Source organism: Corynebacterium sp. CCUG 61414 (genome assembly GCF_024453945.1).
GTDB classification, from domain to species: domain Bacteria; phylum Actinomycetota; class Actinomycetes; order Mycobacteriales; family Mycobacteriaceae; genus Corynebacterium; species Corynebacterium pseudogenitalium.
In genome coordinates, this window is sequence record NZ_JAGPYU010000004.1 from 120,412 (window position 1) to 139,514 (window position 19,103).

Below are 19,103 nucleotides of genomic sequence, written 5' to 3' on the forward strand. Positions count from 1 at the left end.
TTGTCAGGTCCTAGAATCTAGTTAGTTTCTAGAAAGAATCAATTACGGACATTGCCCAATCTACAGCCCATTGCGGCGTAGTGGTACCCGGAATCACATCCGGGTTCGAGGCATACATCGCGTGATTGCCGTTAGCCAGCAACAACGCAGCCGCGCGATCCACAGCATTTCCGACATTCTGCGGCGCGTCACAGATCGAATCGTTCGGCGCACAAATCTCGTACGCGCGGTCAGCCACCTGGCCGAAGCCACCCTGCCGCGCACCGGTCATCGTTGCGCCTGGCGTCGCCGCGCTCACAACCATCTGCAGTGGGCGCAGCGCAATCTCAGCGCCAACACCACGCAGTTCAACACCAGGGTTCACGCCGACGCCGTTCTCACGACGCCCGTCCGCAATCATCAACGAGCCCAGCAGGCGCTCCGGCGGCAACGCGTGCGTGCCTGCGCCAATCTGGCTCGTAATATCGCCCGCAATCACCGCGCCCTGGGAGAAACCAGCCACAATGAACTTCGTCTTCGAGCACTGCTCCGCCACAAACGCAATCTCACCGTTCGCGCGCGCCGTGCCCTCGGCACGGGACTCGTCGTAGCTCATCTCGTTGCGGCCCTGCGGAGTCTGGATGTTCCGGAACTGCGCCGTGTACGGCACCGTGAACACGCGCACCTGGTCAATCGGGTAGCGCTCCTGCAGCGGCTTCGTAATCGACAGCATGAAGCTGTTCGGGTTCGCCTGCGGGGCGAAGGGGTCGTCGTCAATTGACGATTCCCACGTGCCCGGAATCGAAACAAACTCCACCGCCGGGCACCAATCTGGCTCCTGGCGCGCCTCCGTCGACGTGCCCGGCTCACCCGGCTCAACGACACTCGGCCCGTCCTGGTTCTTGAGCCACTGGAATACCCCCAGCCCAATCGCCGCGAGCACCACAATGACCGCAGCTACAACGCCTGCTCTGCGCATATTACTCCCTTACTTGCACAGCTTGGACTGCGCGGTTTCACCAATCAGCGCCGCCACGGCATTCGCATCCAAATCGGTGCGGCGCTGCTCTACCAGCTGCCCCGCAACCGCATCGCGCGTCACGGAGTCACCATTGCACACCGTCGCGCCCGTCGCCGTCAACTGATCCTCGACGCCCTTCACATTCACGCCGCTTTGCTGCAGCTGGTCAAGGAACGCCTGCTCTTTCGGGCTAAACGTCGGCGCCTGCTCCGGAATCGAGGTCACCTCACGCGCCGGCTGATCCGCCGGGCCCGAGTGTTTCGACGCCGGCGCCGCGCTCCCCGACGTCGTCGGCTTCGCAGTGCCAGACGCCGACGACGTTGCCGTCGGCGGGGCCTGCGTCGCCGTTACGTCATCGCTTTCCACCGTCGTGCCACCGCAGGCCGCCAGGCCCAACGCGAGGCAGAGGCTTGCGCTCGTCAGCAGTCGCTTCATCGCCGCTCCTTACTTCCGCTCGCGGACCACGCCGTTGACCTGCTCCAGCGTTCCGTGCTGGAAGTCAATCACCAGGCCACCGGCAGGGATTTCGCGCATGTCCGAGGTCGGCCAGCCCATCGCGCCCTGCTCGTAGCCGCGCTTGCCCCACTCCTCGAAGATGTCGCCATAGAGCACCACGTGTGCGCCGGTCTCTGGCGACCAGTAGATGTTGCCCTTCTCGAACTGCTGGAAGAACCCTCCGCGGATCGCGATCTCGTTGCTCTTCGGGTAGCCCAATGCGCTCGTCGCCGTGCCCAGCTCGCCGTACTTCTCGGCGATCGCGCCGTGGACAATGTTGTGGCTCTTGTCCGGGTTGCGGGTCAGGAACCCGCCCTGGAACTTCTGCACGTAGCCCTTGCCCACCTGGTTCGCCTCAGCAACCGGGTACTTCAGGTCGCCCGTCTCGTAGCCGTTCTCGCCCCAGGCCTTGAACATGTCGCCAGGGATGGCGTACGCGCCGGTCTGCGGCGTCCAGTAAATCGAGCCGTTCTCGAAGTGGACGAAGCGGCCGACGCCGTCCGGCGTCTTAGTCTCACCGGTGGTCGGGAAACCGAGCCAGCTCGACGCGCCACCCAGGCCGCTGTACTTCGCCAAAATCGCGCCGAACAGCGGGTACGCACCCGTCTTCGGGGACCAGAACGCGGTACCACCACGGAAGTCCTCGGCCTTGCCCTTGCCGTCAGCGACGTCGTACTCGTTGTTCACGCAGCTGCCGATCACGCCAGACTTCGTCGCCTCAGCGATCGCGCCCACCGGGTTGCAGTCCGAACCACGGTCAGCCTCCGCCAACGCCAACGCATTCGCGATGTACGGCCAGGCCTGCGTCATCTCAAACTGCCAGTACTCCCACGAGTGCACACCCGACGGACGGAACTTCACAACCGGCTTCACCGGCGTCCGCGACGCGTAATCGACGAAGGTCTGCGTCGACAAGCGAGAAATCACCTCAAGCCCGACACCAGCCGGGTTCGCAGCGCCCTTCGCCACCGACTCCGGGTTACCAAAGTCATCGCGGCCCGAGCCCGAGGACACGTACACCGTCATGTCCTTCAACGCCTCAATGCCAAGCTTCGGGTCGTGGTCAATCCAGTCCTGCGACCCAGCCGGGCCCCACATCGCCTCCGAGTCGTAGCCGCCCGCATCCATCTGCGCGGCCTTAATCGCCGTCGGCATACCCGTGGTTGTGGTGTCCAAGTAACCAGAGAAGGAACCCACGAACTTGAACAGGTGCGGGTTGCGCTCCACCAGGTTAATCGCGGCAGTACCACCCATCGAGATACCCACCACGGCACGGCTATCATTCGAGCGGAACTCGTTGTTCAGCACCGGGACGAGCTCCTTCGTCAAGAAGGTCTCCCACTTGTAATTCTTCCCGTTGTTCGGGCGCTGCCAATCCGAGTAGAACGAAGACTCGCCACCAACCGGCAGGATCACGTTCACGTTCTTGTCAGCGTAGAACTGCTCAATATTCGTCTCGATGGTCCAGCCATTCTCATCATCACGAGCACGCAGACCATCCAGCGCCCACACCTCAGGGAACTTCGCCTGCGGATTCGAGTGCCAGTCACGCGCCAGCAGGATCTGCACCTGCATCAACTGCTCCGGCATCGCCGCCGAACGAATAAACACAGCCACGCGGCGGTTCGTCAACCACTCAATGCGGTCCACGCTCACGCCCTGGGGCAGGCCCGGGATCTGCGGGTTCTTATCCACCTCAATCGGCGTCCGCTTCGGCGGGTCCGACGGCCGAATATTATCCGACAGCCCACCACGGTTACTCGACAGCGGCAACGACGACTGCGCCGCAGCCGACGTCGACAACACCGGAACTAACGACGCCACCATCGGCACCGCTGCCGCAACAATCGCAGCCTTCTTCATCCGATTCATAGGGGAACGGGTCTCACGCATGAATTTCCTGCCTCAACTCTTCTTCTGGGCTTTTGCCATTTTTTGGGTGTGCACAACCAGCGCCGCGTGCTCTACAGCCAACTCCGAGGGTTCCCCTCCCCCGGAATCAACCAGCGACGGCGCTAACAAATCACTCTAAAGGTTAAGTATGCCTTGAGAGTTTAGCCACCAGACACGCCGTTGCGCCACCAAGATATTTGTTTGTGGGTGGATATCGGTGCCAAAAGACGCAATCATTTTCGACTAGCCCTTTTTTGACCTGCAAATACGAAAAGTACCAGTTTGCGAATTGCGTCCTGTGGCACTCGCGCCCTTAGCGCAGACAAAAAGAACCCCGCCAGGCGAGGCTGACGGGGGCAAGGGCCAAAAACTACCAGGCGTTCATCACGTTGAGGATGCGAGGCTTCGTGTACTCGAGCTGCTGGCCGAACTGTTCCCAGTTGTGCAGGCCAACAGGTGTGAACACGGCGGTGTGCTTGACGCCGGTGGCTGTGGCCTTGGCGCTCCACAGGCGTGTGGTGAAGTTCGCGACCATCTCGAGCGCGATACCGGCGGCCTTGTGCTGTGGCAAGTAGCGGTCGTCGCGTGCGGATGGAGTGCCGCTTCCGGCGGAGACGTAGACGTCGCGGCCCCGCAGGTTACCCATGTTCAGGAATGGGTCGTTCTCGTAGCGGCGGGGATCAAAGATGGAGCCCCACATGGCGTTGAGGTTGTAGAGGCCGCCGTCGAGAAGTGCGAGGCGCAGCGCGGTTTGGGCGCCGGGGATGGTGGTGGTGAGGTAGCCGGAGTAGGACAACACCTGGCGGAACTGCTGCGGGTGCAGCGCGGCGAGGTTGATCGCGGCGGTGCCACCCATGGACAGGCCGAGGATGGAGTTGTTCGTCGGGGATACGCCGAAGTGGCGCTGCAGGTATGCGGGCAGCTCCTTGGACAGGAAGGTGTCCCACTTGTAGGTGACGGGGCTGTTGAAGTTGTAGGTGGCTGGCGCGTTCCAGTCGGTGTAGAAGGAAGACTGGCCGCCGACAGGCATCACGAGGGTGATGTTGTGGTTGACGAAGGTGCGTGCTGCGTTGACGTCTTGGACCCAGGCGTTGGTGCGTTCGGTGGCGCGGAGGCCGTCGAGCATGTAGAGGCCGGCGTTTCCGCCGCGCTGAGCGGGCTGGATCTGGACGGTGATGTGGCGGCCCATTGCTGGCGACCAGACGGTGCAGCGTTGTACCCAGTAGCCGACGCGGTCCCACTCGCAGGTTCCGGTGGAGTCGGGGCGCAGCCAGTCACGGTTAGCGGCTTGTGCTTGGGGGGCGGCGACGATCATCGACAGCGCGGTCAGGAGCGCTACCACTAGGCCCATGAGTCCGTGGCGGTTCTTCATACAGCGTTTCCCTTTCTCAGCAGTTTGCTACCAAACTACACGGGTACCGCTATGGATACCCAAATCCTCGCCTTGGCTGAGCCGTGCCTGTTCGTCGTCTGTGAGGTAGCTGAGGTAGGTGGAGGGGTCGTCGGAAAGCTGGAGGGTTCGGCCGTTACCCAGCGAGTATTTGATGTTCTTCCAGAAGCGTTCGCGGCTCATTGGCTCGCGGGAGGTGGCGAGCAGCTCGGCTATTTCGGGGCTACGGAGTGCGGCGCGGGCTTGGCGTGCTTCGTCCTGGTCGATCCACTCAGGTAGCTTTGAGAGGTCGACGGCCGTGTCCGCAACTTGCCATTCGGCGGCAAGCTGCTTGTCGTGCCCGACGCGCCCTTCGGGGTCGCGCGGCATACGGGCCGCGAGCGGCGTCGCGAGGCCGACGGTATCGAGGACGCGCACGTCGAGCGGCGCGTTCATGCTGGTCATCCCGAGGTTGATCAGGTAAAGCGACAACGGGTAGGCCTGCAGTTCGCTGTCAGCCTCGGGGACGCGGGGGCGCGGGTACCAGGAGTAGAGCTCCGGGTCGCGGCTGATAAGCCCCGGTGCGATTTGGGCGGCGTGGGCGTCGCGGGCCTCGATGACAGCGTCTGTGTAGTTCGTCATGAGTTTCGAGCCCAGGAAGTCTTCGGCGTAGCGCGGCGGGTTGTCTGGTTCGCGGTTGACGGCCATCGTCCAGAATTCGCGCTCGTCTACGATGCCCAATTCTTTCGCCGACCTGCTGTGGATGTCTTCGTCGAGCGGGTGGGCACGCACCACAATTATCGACGCCCACACCACCAACACCAGCGCAACCACCAAGTTGAGGCGCGTCAGTGGGGCGGCCATCACCGGCAGCAGCAGCGCGAAGAGCGGCAGCAGCCACATGCGTCCGTGCATGAAGTCGCCGCCGACGCGTAGCACGTACAGGATGTGGATCAGCGCGCACCCCACGACGAGCGCCACGATGGCGGCGCGACGTCCGGTGACGAGGAGGCGTCGTAAAGAAATAAGGAGTACCGCGATGACCAGCAGGAGCGGCAGGTACAGCGCGTAGGGCCCGATGAAGTCCCAGGCGTATGTGGCGCCGTCGGCCCACTCGCTGCCGGAGGCGGACTTGGCCACCGCGGTGTGCGGGGTGAGCAGGCCGTAGTAGCCCATGCGGAAGATCTGGTACGCGGCGGGCACGGGCAGCGCGGCCGCCAGGATGCCGAGCGTCTTGCGCGGCGAGTACACCAGCAGGACGAGGCCGGTGAGACCGCCGTAGAGCGCGAGCTCTGGGCGGACCAGCCACGACAGCCCGCACCAGAAGGCCAGCCAGTAGCCGACCACGGGGGCGGCGCGGCGTGCGGTGCCACCCGCCCACTGGACGAGCAGCGCCCACCACGCGGCCAGCCACAGCAGGGACAGGCCCCACTCCAGCCCGGAGGTGGCGAAGTCGCGCGCGGGCGGCAGGGCGAAGTAGACCAGGATGCCCAGCGGCACCACCGGCGCGGCGCGCCAGAACCTGCCCGCAGCGTAGGTGGCCAGCACCGCCGCGACGACCGTGCACAGCAGCGCGAGCCACATCGCGATGGTTTCCAGGCGGGCGTCGCTGACCATCGCGAACGCGGTGATCAAGTACTGCCACAGCGTGGAGGTGTTCGCCTCCACGCGCTCACCGGCATTGAAGACTGGGCCATTGCCGGCCAGCAGGTTGCGCACGGTGCGCAGGACGATGAGGCCATCGTCAGACATCCAGCGCCTGGTCCACCCGCCCCAAAATGCGAACACGCCCGCAATGGCGCACGACAGCAGCAGCGTCACCCGGGCGTTGATCTTCATTGCGCCAATGTTACTAAGCCAGCGCTGGCACCACGTAAACTGCCAGCACAATGCACAGGATCCAGGCCGCGGCCAGCATCTGCAGCACGCGGTCTTCCAGGGCAATCTCGTCAGGCGCGCCGCCGTGACCACCGTCAACCTTCGCGGCGTAGCGCAGGATCGCGATGACGAACGGCACCATCGAAATCTGGTACCACACCGCGGCCGCACCCTCGACCGAGTTGGAGAGCTGGAAGCCCCACAGGGCGTAGCTCATCACGACGGCGGTCGCGGACAGGGTCCACACGAAGCGCAGGTAGGTGGCCGTGTAGCCCTCCAGAGCCTTGCGGATCTTCGCGCCCGTCTCCTGTGCCAGCAGCAGCTCCGCGTAGCGCTTGCCCGACGCCATGAACAGCGAACCGAACGCCGCGACCAGCAGGAACCACTGCGACAGGTCAATGTTCGCCGCCACGCCACCGGCCATGGTGCGCAGCATGAACCCGGAGGACACCAGCGCGATATCAATGACCGGGATGTGCTTCCAGCCGAAGCAGTAGCCGAGCTGCAGCGCAATATAGATGCCAATCACGAGGGCGAGGGCGAAGCCGTCCGTCGCTAAGAAAGAGAGGCCAAGCGCTGCGACGATGAGCACCACCGCCATCGCGTAGGCCAGGTTGATCGGCAGCATGCCCGAGGCGATCGGGCGGAAGCGCTTCGTCGGGTGCTCGCGGTCGCTCTCCACGTCGCGGGCATCGTTGACAAGGTAGATCGAGGAGGCGCCGAAGCAGAACACCACGAACGCCAGCAGCACGTCCAGCGCGGTGCGCGAGGTCCACGCCTCCGTCCCAGCGGCCAGCGGAGCCGCCAGCACCAGGACGTTCTTCACCCACTGCTTCGGGCGAAGGCCCTTCACCATGGCGTCGGGAAGGTTCTTGGGCGGGACGCGTACCTGCTGGTAGTCGACGCCCTCGGTGTGGGGCTCTGGCTTCAAAAAGGGTTCGTGCGGTTGCGTGTTGCTCACTTCAGCTGCCTTTCCACCTTGATCGTCGCTTTGGCGCACCCGGCGCCGAGCAAAGCACCGACAATAGTATCCGTCGGGTAGTGGACGCCAAGGAGGTTGCGGGAGAACATCATCACGGGCACGAGCAGCAGCGGCCACTTCTTGCCCGTGATGTCCATCAGGTGCACCGCGGCCGCGCCCGTGTTCGTCGCATGCGAGCTCGGGAACGAGAGCTTGGAGGGGGTGGCCACGCCAATGTTCACGCGGGGGTCATGCGGCCTTGGGCGCCGCACAATCCGCTTGATGACGACGCTCGCCGCGTGCGCCACGAAGGTGCCCACGCCCAGCGCCAGCCACTTCGAACGCCTCTTCTTGTCGACGCCCGCCCCGAGCCCCGCGACGGCCAACCAGCCAAGGTCGTGCTCGCCGAAGTGGCTCAGGCCCCTGGCCGCCTTGACGGCTGCCGGGGAGTACGCCGCGTTCTGGATCGCGACGAGGATATCAGCCTCACGCTTGCTCATCGAACACCTTCCCCCAGTTCTCTGCGCTAGTCAGCGCCGGTTTCGCGCTCTGGTACTGCTGGCGCAGTTCCTGCCAGCGCTCCTTGATTTCTTCCTGTAGCGCCTTGGTGTCGCGCAGCAGGTCGTCGGCAAGCGCCTTGTTGCGCTTGCGGAACGCCACACCCGTGCCACCTGCCGTGGCCACCGTCGCCGAGTCGAGGCGGGCCAGCGTGAACCAGCGGGCCTCCTCCGCGGTGAGGTTCAGCTGCGGCGCCTGCCAGTGCTCCTGGTTCTCCTGGGTGAACTGGTGGCGCAACGCCTTGACTGCCCACGGGATCTTCTTCAGCTTGGCCAGGCGCCCGCCGATGTTCTTGGTGGGTACGCCCGGCGCGCCCGTCGGCGCTGGCAGCTCCGTTGCGGAGGCGACGACCTTGGCGTCGTCGTAGTTTGCGCGGATCTTCTGGATGCGCGGCAGCGAGGTCTCGAGGATGTCGAACAGCTGGTCCGGGCCTGCGAGGAAGTCCTTCATGGCCTCCAGCTGGATGGCCATGGTGGAGTACTCCATGCACATGATGTGCTTGTAGGTGGACTTCAGCATGTTCTTCAGCATCGCGTCCGGGGAATCCGGGCCGTACAGGGAGGCGACGATGAGGCGGTTACGCATGTGGAAGTACGCCTGCCAATCGATGGCGTCGTCCTTATCGGCCCAGGCCATGTGCCAGATTGCGACGCCCGGCCAGGTGACCGTGGGGAAGCCGGCCTGCTTGGCGCGCAGGGCGTACTCGTTGTCGTCCCACTTGATGAACAGCGGCATCGGAAGGCCGAGCTTCTCCGCGACGACGCGTGGGAAGAGGTTCATCCACCAGCCGTTGTAGTCCACATCGACGCGGCGGTGCAGGGCACGCGACGTCGTCTTGCGAGGGTCCAGCTCTTCTTCCTCAGTGCCGAGGTAGCCCAGCGGGTACTTGGCAAAGTCATGGTCGTACACCGCGTGCTCCGCGGCGCGGAACATGAACACATCCTTATCGACGGCCTCTCCCGTCGTCCGCAGCTGCGACCGGTCCTGCAGGTTCAGCATCTGTCCGCCGACCAGGATGGGGGCCTTCGCGTAGCGGGCGGCCTGCACCGCGCGCAGGATCGAATCCGGCTCGATCGCGATATCGTCGTCCATATAGAGGATGTATGGGGCGTCCGTGGTGCGCAGCGCCTCGTACATGATGCGGCCGTAGCCGCCCGAGCCGCCCAGGTTGCCCTGGCGGAAGATCTGCAGCTTACCCTGCAGGTTCTTCTCCGCCTCCTTGAAGTCCGGCAGGTCCGACGGGTGCTGGTCGCCCTGGTCGGGCATCAGCACATCGGAGATCGATTCGAGCACGAACGGGTCCTCTGCCAGCGCGTGCAGGGCGTTGACGGCGTCGCGAGGCCTATTGAACGTCGGGATACCCACCGCGACCTGCTTCGGCTCCGGGCCGGTGGTCGTGCCGTCCGGCATCGTCTGGGCCTCCGGCTCCTTGTCGGAGAACCAACCCGCGTTGCGGATCGTCGTGTCCGTTTCCGCCGTGACGTCGAACCACAGCCAGCCGCCGTCCTCGAAGTTGCGCAGCGGCAGCACTACCTCCAGCACGCCGTCGCTGGCCTCAGCGTTTTGCACAGCGATGCGCTTACCGTCGTGCTTCGAGCGGTAAATGGAGACAGTCGCCTGCCCCTCAACCTCCATCGCCAGCACAACGTTTTCCAACTGCGACCAGCGCCGCCAATAGGATGCCGGGAACGCATTGAAGTACGTCTCGAAGGAAACTTCCTCCCCGGCGGGGATGGATACGCTCGTCCGGTCCGCCCACGTCAGGCGCTGCTTGTTCTGCTCTGCCTCGATGAGGTACAGCATGCGGACGTCGTGCGGTTCGCCCTTCTTCGGCATCAGCACTCGCTGAAGGACTTCTACTGCAGTCGTGGTTTCCACAGGTCTCACTTTCGGTGCCTAGTTAGAGTTTCGTCCTAAGCGTAGTGCGTTCGCGGGCGCCGGTGCATGTTCGGCGCTCTCATATGTGGGTGCACATGAAAAATCTGGCGGGCACCAACCCCCTTGTCGGTGCCCGCCAGTTCGCGTTCGCTCTGTGTTAGTTGTTAGTTCGATGCGCGGTCGATCGCCTCAAGGATCGTGCGCGTATCGTACGTGAGCAAGTATTTGAGGAACTTCATGACACTCTCCCTTCGGTTTTCATTTACTTTGTTGCCCGTTTGTTAACTTGCTGTTTACTTTAAAGAATTAGTGGGTGAAAGTCAAGCATTTATTTTCACCCACTATCTCGCTTTTCCGTTTACGCAGTTCAGAGCGACTTTTCGACGCCCCCACCGTTACCCCTGTGACTGGTGTGAAACTGTGCTAGGTTGCAACCATGAACCGCAAAGCCCTCGGAGCCCTCGCAGCCTACTGCTGCGTCGTCATTGCGTTAACAATGTGTAAAGCGTTCTTCCGCATCGGCTACCTCTGGGACCCAGCCAACCAACGCCGCCGCGGACTCTCGCTACAGCCCCTCGCCGAGCTTCACGACGCCCAATCCTGGTTCGCGCCCCTCTTCGGCTACGGCGGCAACATCGCCTTCTTCATCCCCATCGGCGTGCTCGCATACGTTGCCTTCCGCGACGCCCGCTGGGCCGTGCTGTTCGGGTTCGGGCTGAGCCTGGCCGTCGAAACGGGACAATACATCTTCTCGCTCGGCTACTCAGATATCGACGACCTCCTCATGAACACCGTGGGCACCCTGGTGGGCGTCGGCATCGCGCGCGCATGCGGCCCGCGCCTGCACACCTTCTGGATCGTGCTCGGCTACGTCGTACCACTCTGCTTCCTCGGCCTCGTGTTCGTCGGCGAGCGCCTCGGCGACCCCTCCAAGGTCACCGAAGTCTACTGACATGCACTAGCCTTGCAACCTATGGATTTCTTAATTGGCGGGGCAGGAATTTTGCTCTCCGCATTCGCGGCCATGTTCATCTCAGGCTCGACAGGCGCCATCATCGCGGCCGCCAGCGCGATCGTGGGCGTGGTGTTCCTTATTAAAGGTGCGCAGCGCTAGCGCCGCCGCACCAGCTGGACCGCGCTCAACAACACCACCAGGCCGATGGGAATGAGGAACATAAAGAGGTTGATGATCGGCAGGGACATCTCCGCCCGATACTCTTCCCACCGCGCCACCGCCATCGACCCCCACCCGACCACCAGGCACACCGCGGCTACCCACGCCGTCACAACTGCCCTTCTGTAGCCGCGCCCCCACGCAGCTTGCGTGAACCAGACCGCGCCGCCCAGCGCAAGCAGCGCCGTCGATGCCTCCACGATGCCGCACACCATGGTCATAGTCATGAATTCCACGGAGCTACCGAGCAGGATCTGCGTACCGATCGCCAGCGCGAGGCACACAACCATCGCCGTCGCGTAGGTCCGGAGAATGCTTCGAGGTTCCATGTGCACATGGTACAGAGGTTTCCCCTCCTATCCTTTTGAAAAAGTTCCCCGCCCAACTTTTTCAGTGACCACCACCCGCGGAACAGCACGTCAATCCCTCCGCTACGGACCCAACGCCCCAATCGGCGCAACAATCACACCGTCCGCACGCCTGTGGACCGGACCCCCTGAGGTCACGATGAGCAAAACTGTTTCCTGTTCAAGCTGATCCGCAAACCGTTTAAGCGTATCTGCGGCGTGGTCAAGAATCTCTGGCGTATAGCCAAGCTTCACTTCGACGAGTAAATCAACATCGTCAAAGCTGACTACAGCATCCACTTCGAGCTTTGTATTCAGCCTTGCGTGGTACACCGTCTTGCCAGTCAAAGCGCGTAATTCGTGCACAACGAGCGACTCAAACAGTTGCCCAAAATAGCGGGCATCCTGCATCAGATGATGTGGGCCTCGCTCAAGGACAGCCATGGCGAACGAAGGGTCAGCGAGGTGACGCTTGGGAGACTTTCGCAACGTTGCTTTTGTCCTCAGGTGAGTCGACCAGGCTGGTTGATCCACGGAGACGAAAATCCGAGAAAGCGCGTCAAGGTAGTCACGCGCCGTATCGCGACTCACTTCGACGTCGGTTGCAATCGTCTGTAGGCCAAGCTCTGTCCCCACGGCTCTTGCAATAGAGCGCAAAACTCTACGAACCCGTTCCGAGTCGCGAGTCACATCCCCAACCGTGTGAATGTCTACGTCCGCGACTGTTTGCATGTAGTCGCGGACGTTTTGAATGGCATCTTCCAAAGAAAGATCCACGTTGTAGGGCAGGCCACCACGACACATCCGATTCGCTAGATCCGCAAATACGAGCGGCGGAGTTGCAAAAGCAGGAGACTTGCCAGCAACGACATCCCGCAAAGATACTGAGCCATCCGATTCGCCCGATTCAAATAGCGTCATGGTCGACATCGTCAATCGCGCAAATCTACCTGCCCCGGAGTGGCGAGTCGCGTTCACCCCAGGCGCTGTCGAGCCTGTGAAAATGAACTGCCCTTTCGCTTTGCGTCGATCAATTTCGTGTCGCGCAAAATCCCACAGGCGAGGATGCAGTTGCCACTCGTCGACAAGGCGAGGTGCCTCCCCATCGAGCAGCAACCGTGGATCGGTAGCCATCGCCAATGGGACGCTGGGATCGGTTTCAACATTCAAAATGCTTCCCGCTTGTCGGCTTGCCGTCTCTGTTTTCCCGCAGCCTTTTGGTCCCTGGATGAGCACCCCACCTTGCCGCCGAAGCGCTGCCTCTAATTGAGCGTCCGCAATGCGGGCAATATACGAATCCACCATGAGGATAAATCATAGCCATGAACTGCCTATTCCGCACTTTGAAATGGTTTCACTCGTCATTTTGAAATACTTTTACTCGGCAGTTTGGAATGGCTTTACTCGCCACTTTGAAATCCACTCCTACCAAAACCGAAAATCTGCTACAGCCTTGCCCCTGGCCTGGAATACGAGACACGTTGTGCGGTCCCGCTGCCGGGATAGCCGCGCGTAAATCCGCTAACGCCACCGAAGCCATTCCTATCCGCTCGACTGAGAGAGGCTTCATGGCTACGTCTCCATCCTCGGCAGCTCAGACTGCAGAAAATCGGCCGCTGTCCATTATGTTTGCGGCGGCGCTTGCTGCGTTTATCGCTACGTTTAATGAAACGTTCCTCAACGTCGGCTTCACCAACATCATGGCCGACTTCAACATTGGCGTCTCGACTGTCCAGTGGCTCGCCACGGCATACATGCTGGGCGCGGCCGTCATGACGCCCACCACGGGCTTCGTCTCCGACGGCGACGTGCTCGACGTCATCGGCGACTCCGTCCCGGCGCTCACCACACCGTATGCGCTGCTCGCGCACAACGACTCGACGGAGTTCGGTACCGACGTCGCCGTAGTCCTCGACCGGCCAATCGTCTCCATCGCGACCAAGTCCGTCATCACGGTGAACGTCAACAACGACCTCGGGCACATCTCCTCCGTCCTCGCCGATAAACACCTAAAGAAGGCGCTGGTTGTGGCGGATGACGACACCGTCGTGGGCATCATCAACCGCTCCGACATCAACCGCTACCTCGTATCGACGTTCGTCGACCCGGTCCCGAGCGCCTAGACAAGGATTGCCCATTAGGCAAGGCATACCTTAGAGTGGTCACGTTAGGTCAGGGAGACCTAACGCGAAATTCTTTAACCACCTACGAAAGGTGCAACCTTGACACTCTTTACCCCTCGCGCCCTGAAGGGGATCGCAGCCACGTTCACTGCGGCGCTCATGCTTGCCAGCTGCTCCACCGGATCAAGCGATTCGACAACCGCTCCCGAAACCTCCAATGCCAACGGGTCAGAGGAGCGCATTGTGACAATGGGTCTCGGCGACGTCGATACGGTCCTTGCGCTCGGTGAACAACCGGTCGGTTACGCCACCTGGCAACAGGAAGGTTCGGGAGACCCTTCCGGACTTGGACCATGGGCCAAGGACAAACTCACAGTCGACCCAAACCCGATCCGGGATACGACCACCGAGTTCAGCACCGACACTGCCGAAAGAGTTGCCTCGCTCAACCCGACAAAGATCATTGCGGTGAACAGTGGTCTCGAAGCTGACAAGAAGGCGCTGCTCGAGCAAATTGCGCCAACTACCTTCCACTCGGATGCATACGAAGATTGGCAAGTGCCGTGGGATGAGCAGATTAAGGAAATCTCCAAGGCGTTGAATAAGGAAGCCGAAGGCGAAAAACTCATCGCCGATTCCGAGCAGGCTTTCCAAGATTTCCGCGAAGCTCACCCTGAGTTGCAAGGCAAAACAGCGGTAATCGGCATGCCTTACGACGGAAAGTTTGGCGTATACACCTCGGGCGACGGCCGCGGCTCCTTCATTGAAAAGCTTGGTTTCAAGATCCCAGAGAAGTTCAACGGCGATGGCTCCAGCTTCTTCCTCGACTGGTCGCCTGAAAACTACGTCGACTTCAACGACGTGGACTACCTCTTCGTGCTGGACTACTACGGCGCAATCGATGCGCTGAAGAACGACGAGAATTTCATGGACCTTGATGTCAACAAGCGTGGCGGGGTCTACTGGCTAGACACCGATACCGCCAATGCAATGAGCATGCCGAACCCCCTCACCATCCCGTACGCAATCGAGCAAATCAAAAAGTCGCTCTAGAAGTGGTGCTTACCGGGGGACAACCAGTGGGCCCCCATTTACCGGGTCGGTTGCCACGACAGCAGGCAGATCAAAAACGCTGTTCAGCAAAGTCTCCGTGACCACCTCGGCAGGCGCACCGACCGCACGAACCTCGCCACGCTGCATCACGATAAGTTGATCCGAGTAGCGTGCTGCGAGGTTCAAATCATGCAACACCATGAGCACGGTTCGCCCCTCTTGATCAGCGAGTCGACGTACGAGCGACAAGACCTCGACGGAGTGAGACAGGTCGAGGTATGTCGTCGGCTCGTCCAAAAACACGAGCGGAGTGTCCTGCGCCAAGACCATCGCGATCCAGGCACGCTGGCGCTGTCCGCCAGAAAGCCGTTCGAGTGGACGATCTGCAAACTCTGCAATATTGGTCAGTTCCATCACCGCATCAACCGCACGCGCATCCTCAGCAGAAGCCTGTCGTAGCCAAGACTGATGCGGGTGGCGTCCGCGGCTGACCAAGTCACGAACCGTCAGTCCCTCGGGGGCGACAGGCGTCTGTGGCAATACTGCTAGCTGACGCGCAATCTCTCGGCGCTTCATTTTCGACGTGTCTACGCCGTTCAGCATTACCGTGCCGCCATCGCGCGCAATAAGCCCTGCTGTAGCTCGCAACAGCGTAGACTTGCCGCAACCGTTGGGGCCGATGATTGTGGTGACACCGCCTTGGGGCACGTCGAGATCAATGCCGTCAACGATGACGGAAGCCCCATAACTCACCTTGAGATTTCGAACCTGAAGCATCATACGGACACCTTTCGTGTTGCGCGTAGCAGTGTGTAGAGCAGTGCTGCGCCACCAATCGCAGTTGTAGCTATGCCCACCGGCAAGTTCCCCGGCACCAGGGTGCGCACTGCTAAGTCTGCGCCAGACACAATCGCCGCGCCAGCGAGCATCGCTGTTCCTAAAGGTGGCGTTGCTGCTTGTGTGATCTTGCGTCCAATCTGTGGCGCAACAAACGCCACAAAAGCTATCGGACCAGACGCCGCGACGGCCACCGATGCCAGCACTACAGCCATGAGCATGAGGATGAGTTGCATATGCCGGGGCTCCACCCCGAGGCCAGCAGCCGTATCCTCCCCGAGCGAGAGCGCCTGCAGATTGAAGGCTGCCCACCGCAAGAACGGAACGACGACTGCCAGCGCAATAAGTACGGCGAGTGCATCGCGCCAGCTAGCAGAACCCACCGAGCCGGTCACCCACGCCTGCGCCTTGCCCACGTCACGATAGTCGGCGCGAACGAGCAGGAACGAGGTATATGCCATCGCCAGTGCATTGATAATGATCCCGGCGAAGACAAGCTGGAAAGACCCGAGACCCGCGCCACGGCTCAGCCACCAGATTGCCGCAGACACTGCTAATCCACCGAGGAACGCACTGAGCGGGACCCCCAGAAGATGCAGCAGCATTCCGGAGCTTCCACCAGCAAGTAACGCAGTCAATGCGAAAGCGGAGGCACCCGAAGTGACGCCCAAGATGTCTGGGCTCGCCAATGGATTCCTCGTGATGGTCTGGAAGATCGCCCCCGCAAAACCAAGCGCAGCTCCTACTCCCAAAGCAGTTACCACCCGCGGCAGACGCCACTGAACAATCACCGTACGAGCCAATTCTGTGGATTGGCCCATGAGCGCAGAAGCGACATCCCGCACCGTAAGCCCGAAGTCCCCGACTATAACGCCGCTAAGGGCCGCGGCGAGAGCCAACACCGCAAGGACACCATTCGTCACGAAAACCCGCATCACAGTTTCGCCCCTTTGCGCAAGAGGTACAGGGCGAATGGGGCACCAACGAAGGCGAGCGTGATGCCCACCTGCAATTCGCCGGGCCTGGCGATGACGCGGCCGATAACGTCGGCAAGCAAAAGCAACGTGGCCCCAGCCAACGCGGAACACGGTAGTACCCAGCGGTAATCGGGCCCCGTGAAGGCGCGCACAAGGTGTGGAACAACCAGACCGACGAACCCGATTGGGCCCGCCCCAGCCACCGCGGCACCCGTGAGCAATGCAACCAGGACGATGCCCACGGCCCGCGAGAGGGGGACGCTCACGCCAAGTGCGCTTGCCACATCGTCTCCCAAGTTCAGGAGGTTCACCCTGTTTGCCATGGCGAAGGCCCCCACTAGTCCGAGGAGAATCACCGGGGCAAGCACCGCGACCACCTGCATGTCGCGCCCAGCGATAGCGCCCGCCGTCCAAAACCGCATCTCGTTGAGGCTTTGTGTATTGGTCAGCACGATGCCACTGGTGAGCGCACTACAAACCGCGCCCAGCGCAGAACCACCGAGCACAACCATGATCGGGCTCGATCCCAGGCTCCTCATACTGAGTGTGAACACGAGCGCCACCGCAAGTATTGCGCCGAGGAATCCCACCCCAACAGTGCCCAACACCGTCATTGAGCCATGAAAGGAAATGGCTGCAGCCACCGCAAGCGCCGCACCAGGGCCTACACCCAGCAAGTTTGTGTCCGCGAGCGGGTTTCGAGTGTGCCCCTGCAGCAACGCCCCCGCTGTGCCCAACGCTGCCCCCACCAACAGGCCGAGCAGGGTGCGCGGAACCCGAAGCTGTGCAATGATCTTCGCCTCGTCGCTGGAGGCCTCAAGCCTTTCGGCTCCTCCCGAGAATGCCAACACAATTCCGTCGCGAACCGCGCCCAACGTTGCCCCGAAACCCATTTCACGCGCCCCGAACAGAAGAGACACTAATGCCGCGCACACGGTGGAAGCCGCAAGGAAAGCGACAAGCCCTACACGTTTATCCACTTTGTAACCCCGTTATCGCCAATACCCCATAAACGACACGTGGTGGCGAGGCACACCCGCCTCTTTCACCAGGAGCCGCCGCATCGCCGTCACAGCCGTGTTCTTCCCTGCGATCCAGTAATAGGTGTGCCCTGCAGTATCCGACGTGGGACCTATCAATTCTCCACTGCTGGAATACGTGGGTGTCTCCCAGACTTCATCGAGCTGGGCTTCATCCACAAGACCAGGTTCTCCATTTTCCAACGAAGCGGAGGCACAACGGGATCCAACTTCCTGTTTCAGCTGCGCAAGAAGCAAGCCTCCATAGTCGAAGTCCCCCTCTGCACGAAAATGCCACCGGACATCAACCTGTGAAGGGAAGTCGATGGGCAGGTGATTGCCGGCGGGCACCTCGATATCAACCGAACCAGCGAGCCCCTCGGGCCAATCCTCCAGGATACGAGCCATTGCAGGCAACGCGGTTTCATCGCCGTAAAGACGGGCAATCCCAGCAGATCCGGGGTTAAATTCAATACCAACACCGGAATCATCGTCGCGGGTTGGTCCAATAATCAGCAGCTGCTGTCCAGGGTGAGCGTCTTGTGCCCACGCCGAGGCGGGACCGGGACTATCGCTGTGCAAAACAAAATCCACATCCACTTCGTCAGGGCTGTCAGCACTTCGCCGGAACTCCCGAATGGAATAGGTACGCAGGTGTCCGCGCGTGTGCTCCGGCATCGCACGCCATGTGTCCCACCACCCCTCTTCGGGAAGCTCGAACAGACCGCTGGCAGGCGGGATCAGCAGCTTGATACGCAAATCTCTGATCGGAACGGCGGGCCCCATGGCGTCGACCCCGGTGAACGTCACCCGCTGGAAACTCGGCGCAATACGTTCACTCCGGACGACGGTTGCAAGAAAAGACCTAAAACTCACCCCGTAAATTATATAGGCTTGCCTAACCTATAGAAAGTGTGAAGTGCGCAGTCCCCTAGCGCCCGCGTAGCTGGAGTCGGCTAGCCACCTTCAAAGCAGGTGACAGCAGGGGCATCATCAACCGCTACCTCGTATCGACGTTCGTCGACCCGGCGAAGTAAAAGGCGGATACATTCTCTTTAGCGATGGGTAGGACGCACTGATCGGAACCGGTTTAGTGCTTGTCCGACGCAAGCGGCCCTGAGCTTCCCTGTCACCAGGAGTGAGCGCGCTCGTTGTTCATATCGTCGTCGGCACCCATCCATTAAGCTCTGACACAGTGATTTCGACCCGCCATTTCGGCTGAAGGGAATAACATGCGCAGGCCTTACTACAGGACATCACGCGGACGCGTCATTGCAGGAGTCTGTGCGGGGCTCGCAGAACGCTACGGTCGCAGCCCAGAAACAATCCGTTGGTGGTACGCAGTAGCGCAACTATTTAGCTTGCCCGCCATTGCCACCTATATCCTCCAGTGGTTGTTGTATCCGCTCGACGATAGCCCTGAGCCGCCGGAAACTGAACAACCTGCAAGCTGACCAGCCAAGAGACGAGGTGGCGTGCCAGGTACCGCGCGCCACCGAATCTATCGGCAACGTCCTACACGTACAGGTGCAGTCCCGTAC

General features: G+C 61.5%; 19 protein-coding genes. 5 read left to right on the plus strand and 14 right to left on the minus strand.

Translation table 11 applies throughout. The features are described 5' to 3' along the window. Nucleotides 1-28 precede the first annotated feature (28 nt). The 8 genes from KBX14_RS05215 to KBX14_RS05250 all read right to left on the minus strand — a co-directional run bounded on the left by KBX14_RS05215 (nucleotide 29) and on the right by KBX14_RS05250 (nucleotide 10,032). Nucleotides 29-958, minus strand: a complete 930-nt coding sequence (locus KBX14_RS05215; RefSeq protein WP_256041988.1) for a cutinase family protein — start codon at nucleotides 956-958, stop codon at nucleotides 29-31. Nucleotides 959-967: 9 nt separating this feature from the next. Further along, on the minus strand, nucleotides 968-1,435 hold the full coding sequence (locus tag KBX14_RS05220; protein ID WP_070975638.1) for a DUF732 domain-containing protein: 468 nt from the start codon (nucleotides 1,433-1,435) through the stop codon (nucleotides 968-970). A 9-nt stretch (nucleotides 1,436-1,444) separates the two neighbouring features. Further along, on the minus strand, nucleotides 1,445-3,388 hold the full coding sequence (locus KBX14_RS05225) for an alpha/beta hydrolase-fold protein (protein WP_256041989.1): 1,944 nt from the start codon (nucleotides 3,386-3,388) through the stop codon (nucleotides 1,445-1,447). Between the two features lie 370 nt (nucleotides 3,389-3,758). After that, nucleotides 3,759-4,760, minus strand: a complete 1,002-nt coding sequence (locus KBX14_RS05230; RefSeq protein ID WP_070361775.1) for an alpha/beta hydrolase family protein — start codon at nucleotides 4,758-4,760, stop codon at nucleotides 3,759-3,761. Between the two features lie 27 nt (nucleotides 4,761-4,787). Continuing rightward, nucleotides 4,788-6,596, minus strand: coding sequence for a hypothetical protein (locus KBX14_RS05235; RefSeq protein WP_256041990.1), 1,809 nt, complete (start codon nucleotides 6,594-6,596; stop codon nucleotides 4,788-4,790). A gap of 13 nt (nucleotides 6,597-6,609) precedes the next feature. Next, nucleotides 6,610-7,596 carry a decaprenyl-phosphate phosphoribosyltransferase gene (locus KBX14_RS05240; protein WP_256005663.1) on the minus strand — a complete coding sequence of 329 codons (987 nt, stop codon included), beginning with the start codon at nucleotides 7,594-7,596 and terminating at the stop codon, nucleotides 6,610-6,612. Further along, a complete protein-coding gene (locus KBX14_RS05245) occupies nucleotides 7,593-8,096 on the minus strand; it encodes a phosphatase PAP2 family protein (protein WP_256005665.1) in 504 nt (167 codons plus the stop codon). Before KBX14_RS05245 ends, KBX14_RS05240 begins: the two co-directional genes overlap by 4 nt. Then, nucleotides 8,083-10,032 (minus strand): glycosyltransferase, encoded by a 1,950-nt coding sequence (locus KBX14_RS05250; RefSeq protein WP_256005666.1) that lies wholly within the window; start codon nucleotides 10,030-10,032, stop codon nucleotides 8,083-8,085. The genes KBX14_RS05245 and KBX14_RS05250 overlap by 14 nt, the downstream gene beginning before the upstream one ends. Before the next feature lie 436 nt (nucleotides 10,033-10,468). Between KBX14_RS05250 and KBX14_RS05255 the strand changes: the two genes are divergently transcribed. Together KBX14_RS05255 and KBX14_RS05260 are read left to right on the plus strand one after the other, a co-directional pair. Then, entirely contained in the window at nucleotides 10,469-10,984 is a 516-nt protein-coding gene (locus KBX14_RS05255; protein WP_256000765.1) for a VanZ family protein, read from the plus strand. A 21-nt stretch (nucleotides 10,985-11,005) separates the two neighbouring features. Beyond that, nucleotides 11,006-11,146 carry a hypothetical protein gene (locus KBX14_RS05260; RefSeq protein WP_256005667.1) on the plus strand — a complete coding sequence of 47 codons (141 nt, stop codon included), beginning with the start codon at nucleotides 11,006-11,008 and terminating at the stop codon, nucleotides 11,144-11,146. Here KBX14_RS05260 and KBX14_RS05265 read toward each other — a convergent pair. Continuing rightward, on the minus strand, nucleotides 11,143-11,535 hold the full coding sequence (locus tag KBX14_RS05265) for a hypothetical protein (protein WP_256005668.1): 393 nt from the start codon (nucleotides 11,533-11,535) through the stop codon (nucleotides 11,143-11,145). The two genes, KBX14_RS05260 and KBX14_RS05265, sit on opposite strands and share 4 nt — an antisense overlap. A 102-nt stretch (nucleotides 11,536-11,637) precedes the next feature. Then, complete coding sequence (locus KBX14_RS05270) at nucleotides 11,638-12,858, minus strand: ATP-binding protein (protein WP_256041991.1); 1,221 nt, start codon at nucleotides 12,856-12,858, stop codon at nucleotides 11,638-11,640. A gap of 263 nt (nucleotides 12,859-13,121) precedes the next feature. On the opposite strand from KBX14_RS05270, the gene KBX14_RS05275 reads away from it, so the two are divergent. Together KBX14_RS05275 and KBX14_RS05280 are read left to right on the plus strand one after the other, a co-directional pair. After that, entirely contained in the window at nucleotides 13,122-13,676 is a 555-nt protein-coding gene (locus KBX14_RS05275; protein ID WP_256041992.1) for a CBS domain-containing protein, read from the plus strand. Nucleotides 13,677-13,775: 99 nt separating this feature from the next. Next, complete coding sequence (locus KBX14_RS05280; RefSeq protein WP_246814977.1) at nucleotides 13,776-14,729, plus strand: iron-siderophore ABC transporter substrate-binding protein; 954 nt, start codon at nucleotides 13,776-13,778, stop codon at nucleotides 14,727-14,729. A gap of 9 nt (nucleotides 14,730-14,738) precedes the next feature. Here KBX14_RS05280 and KBX14_RS05285 read toward each other — a convergent pair whose 3' ends face one another. Genes KBX14_RS05285 through KBX14_RS11290 form a run of 4 tightly spaced genes read right to left on the minus strand, consistent with a single transcriptional unit; the run spans nucleotide 14,739 to nucleotide 18,438 of the window. Next, nucleotides 14,739-15,509, minus strand: coding sequence for an ABC transporter ATP-binding protein (locus tag KBX14_RS05285; RefSeq protein WP_070361767.1), 771 nt, complete (start codon nucleotides 15,507-15,509; stop codon nucleotides 14,739-14,741). Beyond that, a complete protein-coding gene (locus tag KBX14_RS05290; RefSeq protein ID WP_256041993.1) occupies nucleotides 15,506-16,501 on the minus strand; it encodes an iron chelate uptake ABC transporter family permease subunit in 996 nt (331 codons plus the stop codon). Before KBX14_RS05290 ends, KBX14_RS05285 begins: the two co-directional genes overlap by 4 nt. Next, entirely contained in the window at nucleotides 16,501-17,523 is a 1,023-nt protein-coding gene (locus KBX14_RS05295; protein ID WP_070975646.1) for an iron ABC transporter permease, read from the minus strand. Before KBX14_RS05295 ends, KBX14_RS05290 begins: the two co-directional genes overlap by 1 nt. Nucleotides 17,524-17,535: 12 nt before the next feature. Then, a complete protein-coding gene (locus KBX14_RS11290; RefSeq protein WP_256041994.1) occupies nucleotides 17,536-18,438 on the minus strand; it encodes a siderophore-interacting protein in 903 nt (300 codons plus the stop codon). Between the two features lie 356 nt (nucleotides 18,439-18,794). Between KBX14_RS11290 and KBX14_RS05305 the strand changes: the two genes are divergently transcribed. Next, nucleotides 18,795-19,016 carry a PspC domain-containing protein gene (locus KBX14_RS05305; RefSeq protein WP_256041995.1) on the plus strand — a complete coding sequence of 74 codons (222 nt, stop codon included), beginning with the start codon at nucleotides 18,795-18,797 and terminating at the stop codon, nucleotides 19,014-19,016. Nucleotides 19,017-19,103: the final 87 nt, after the last annotated feature.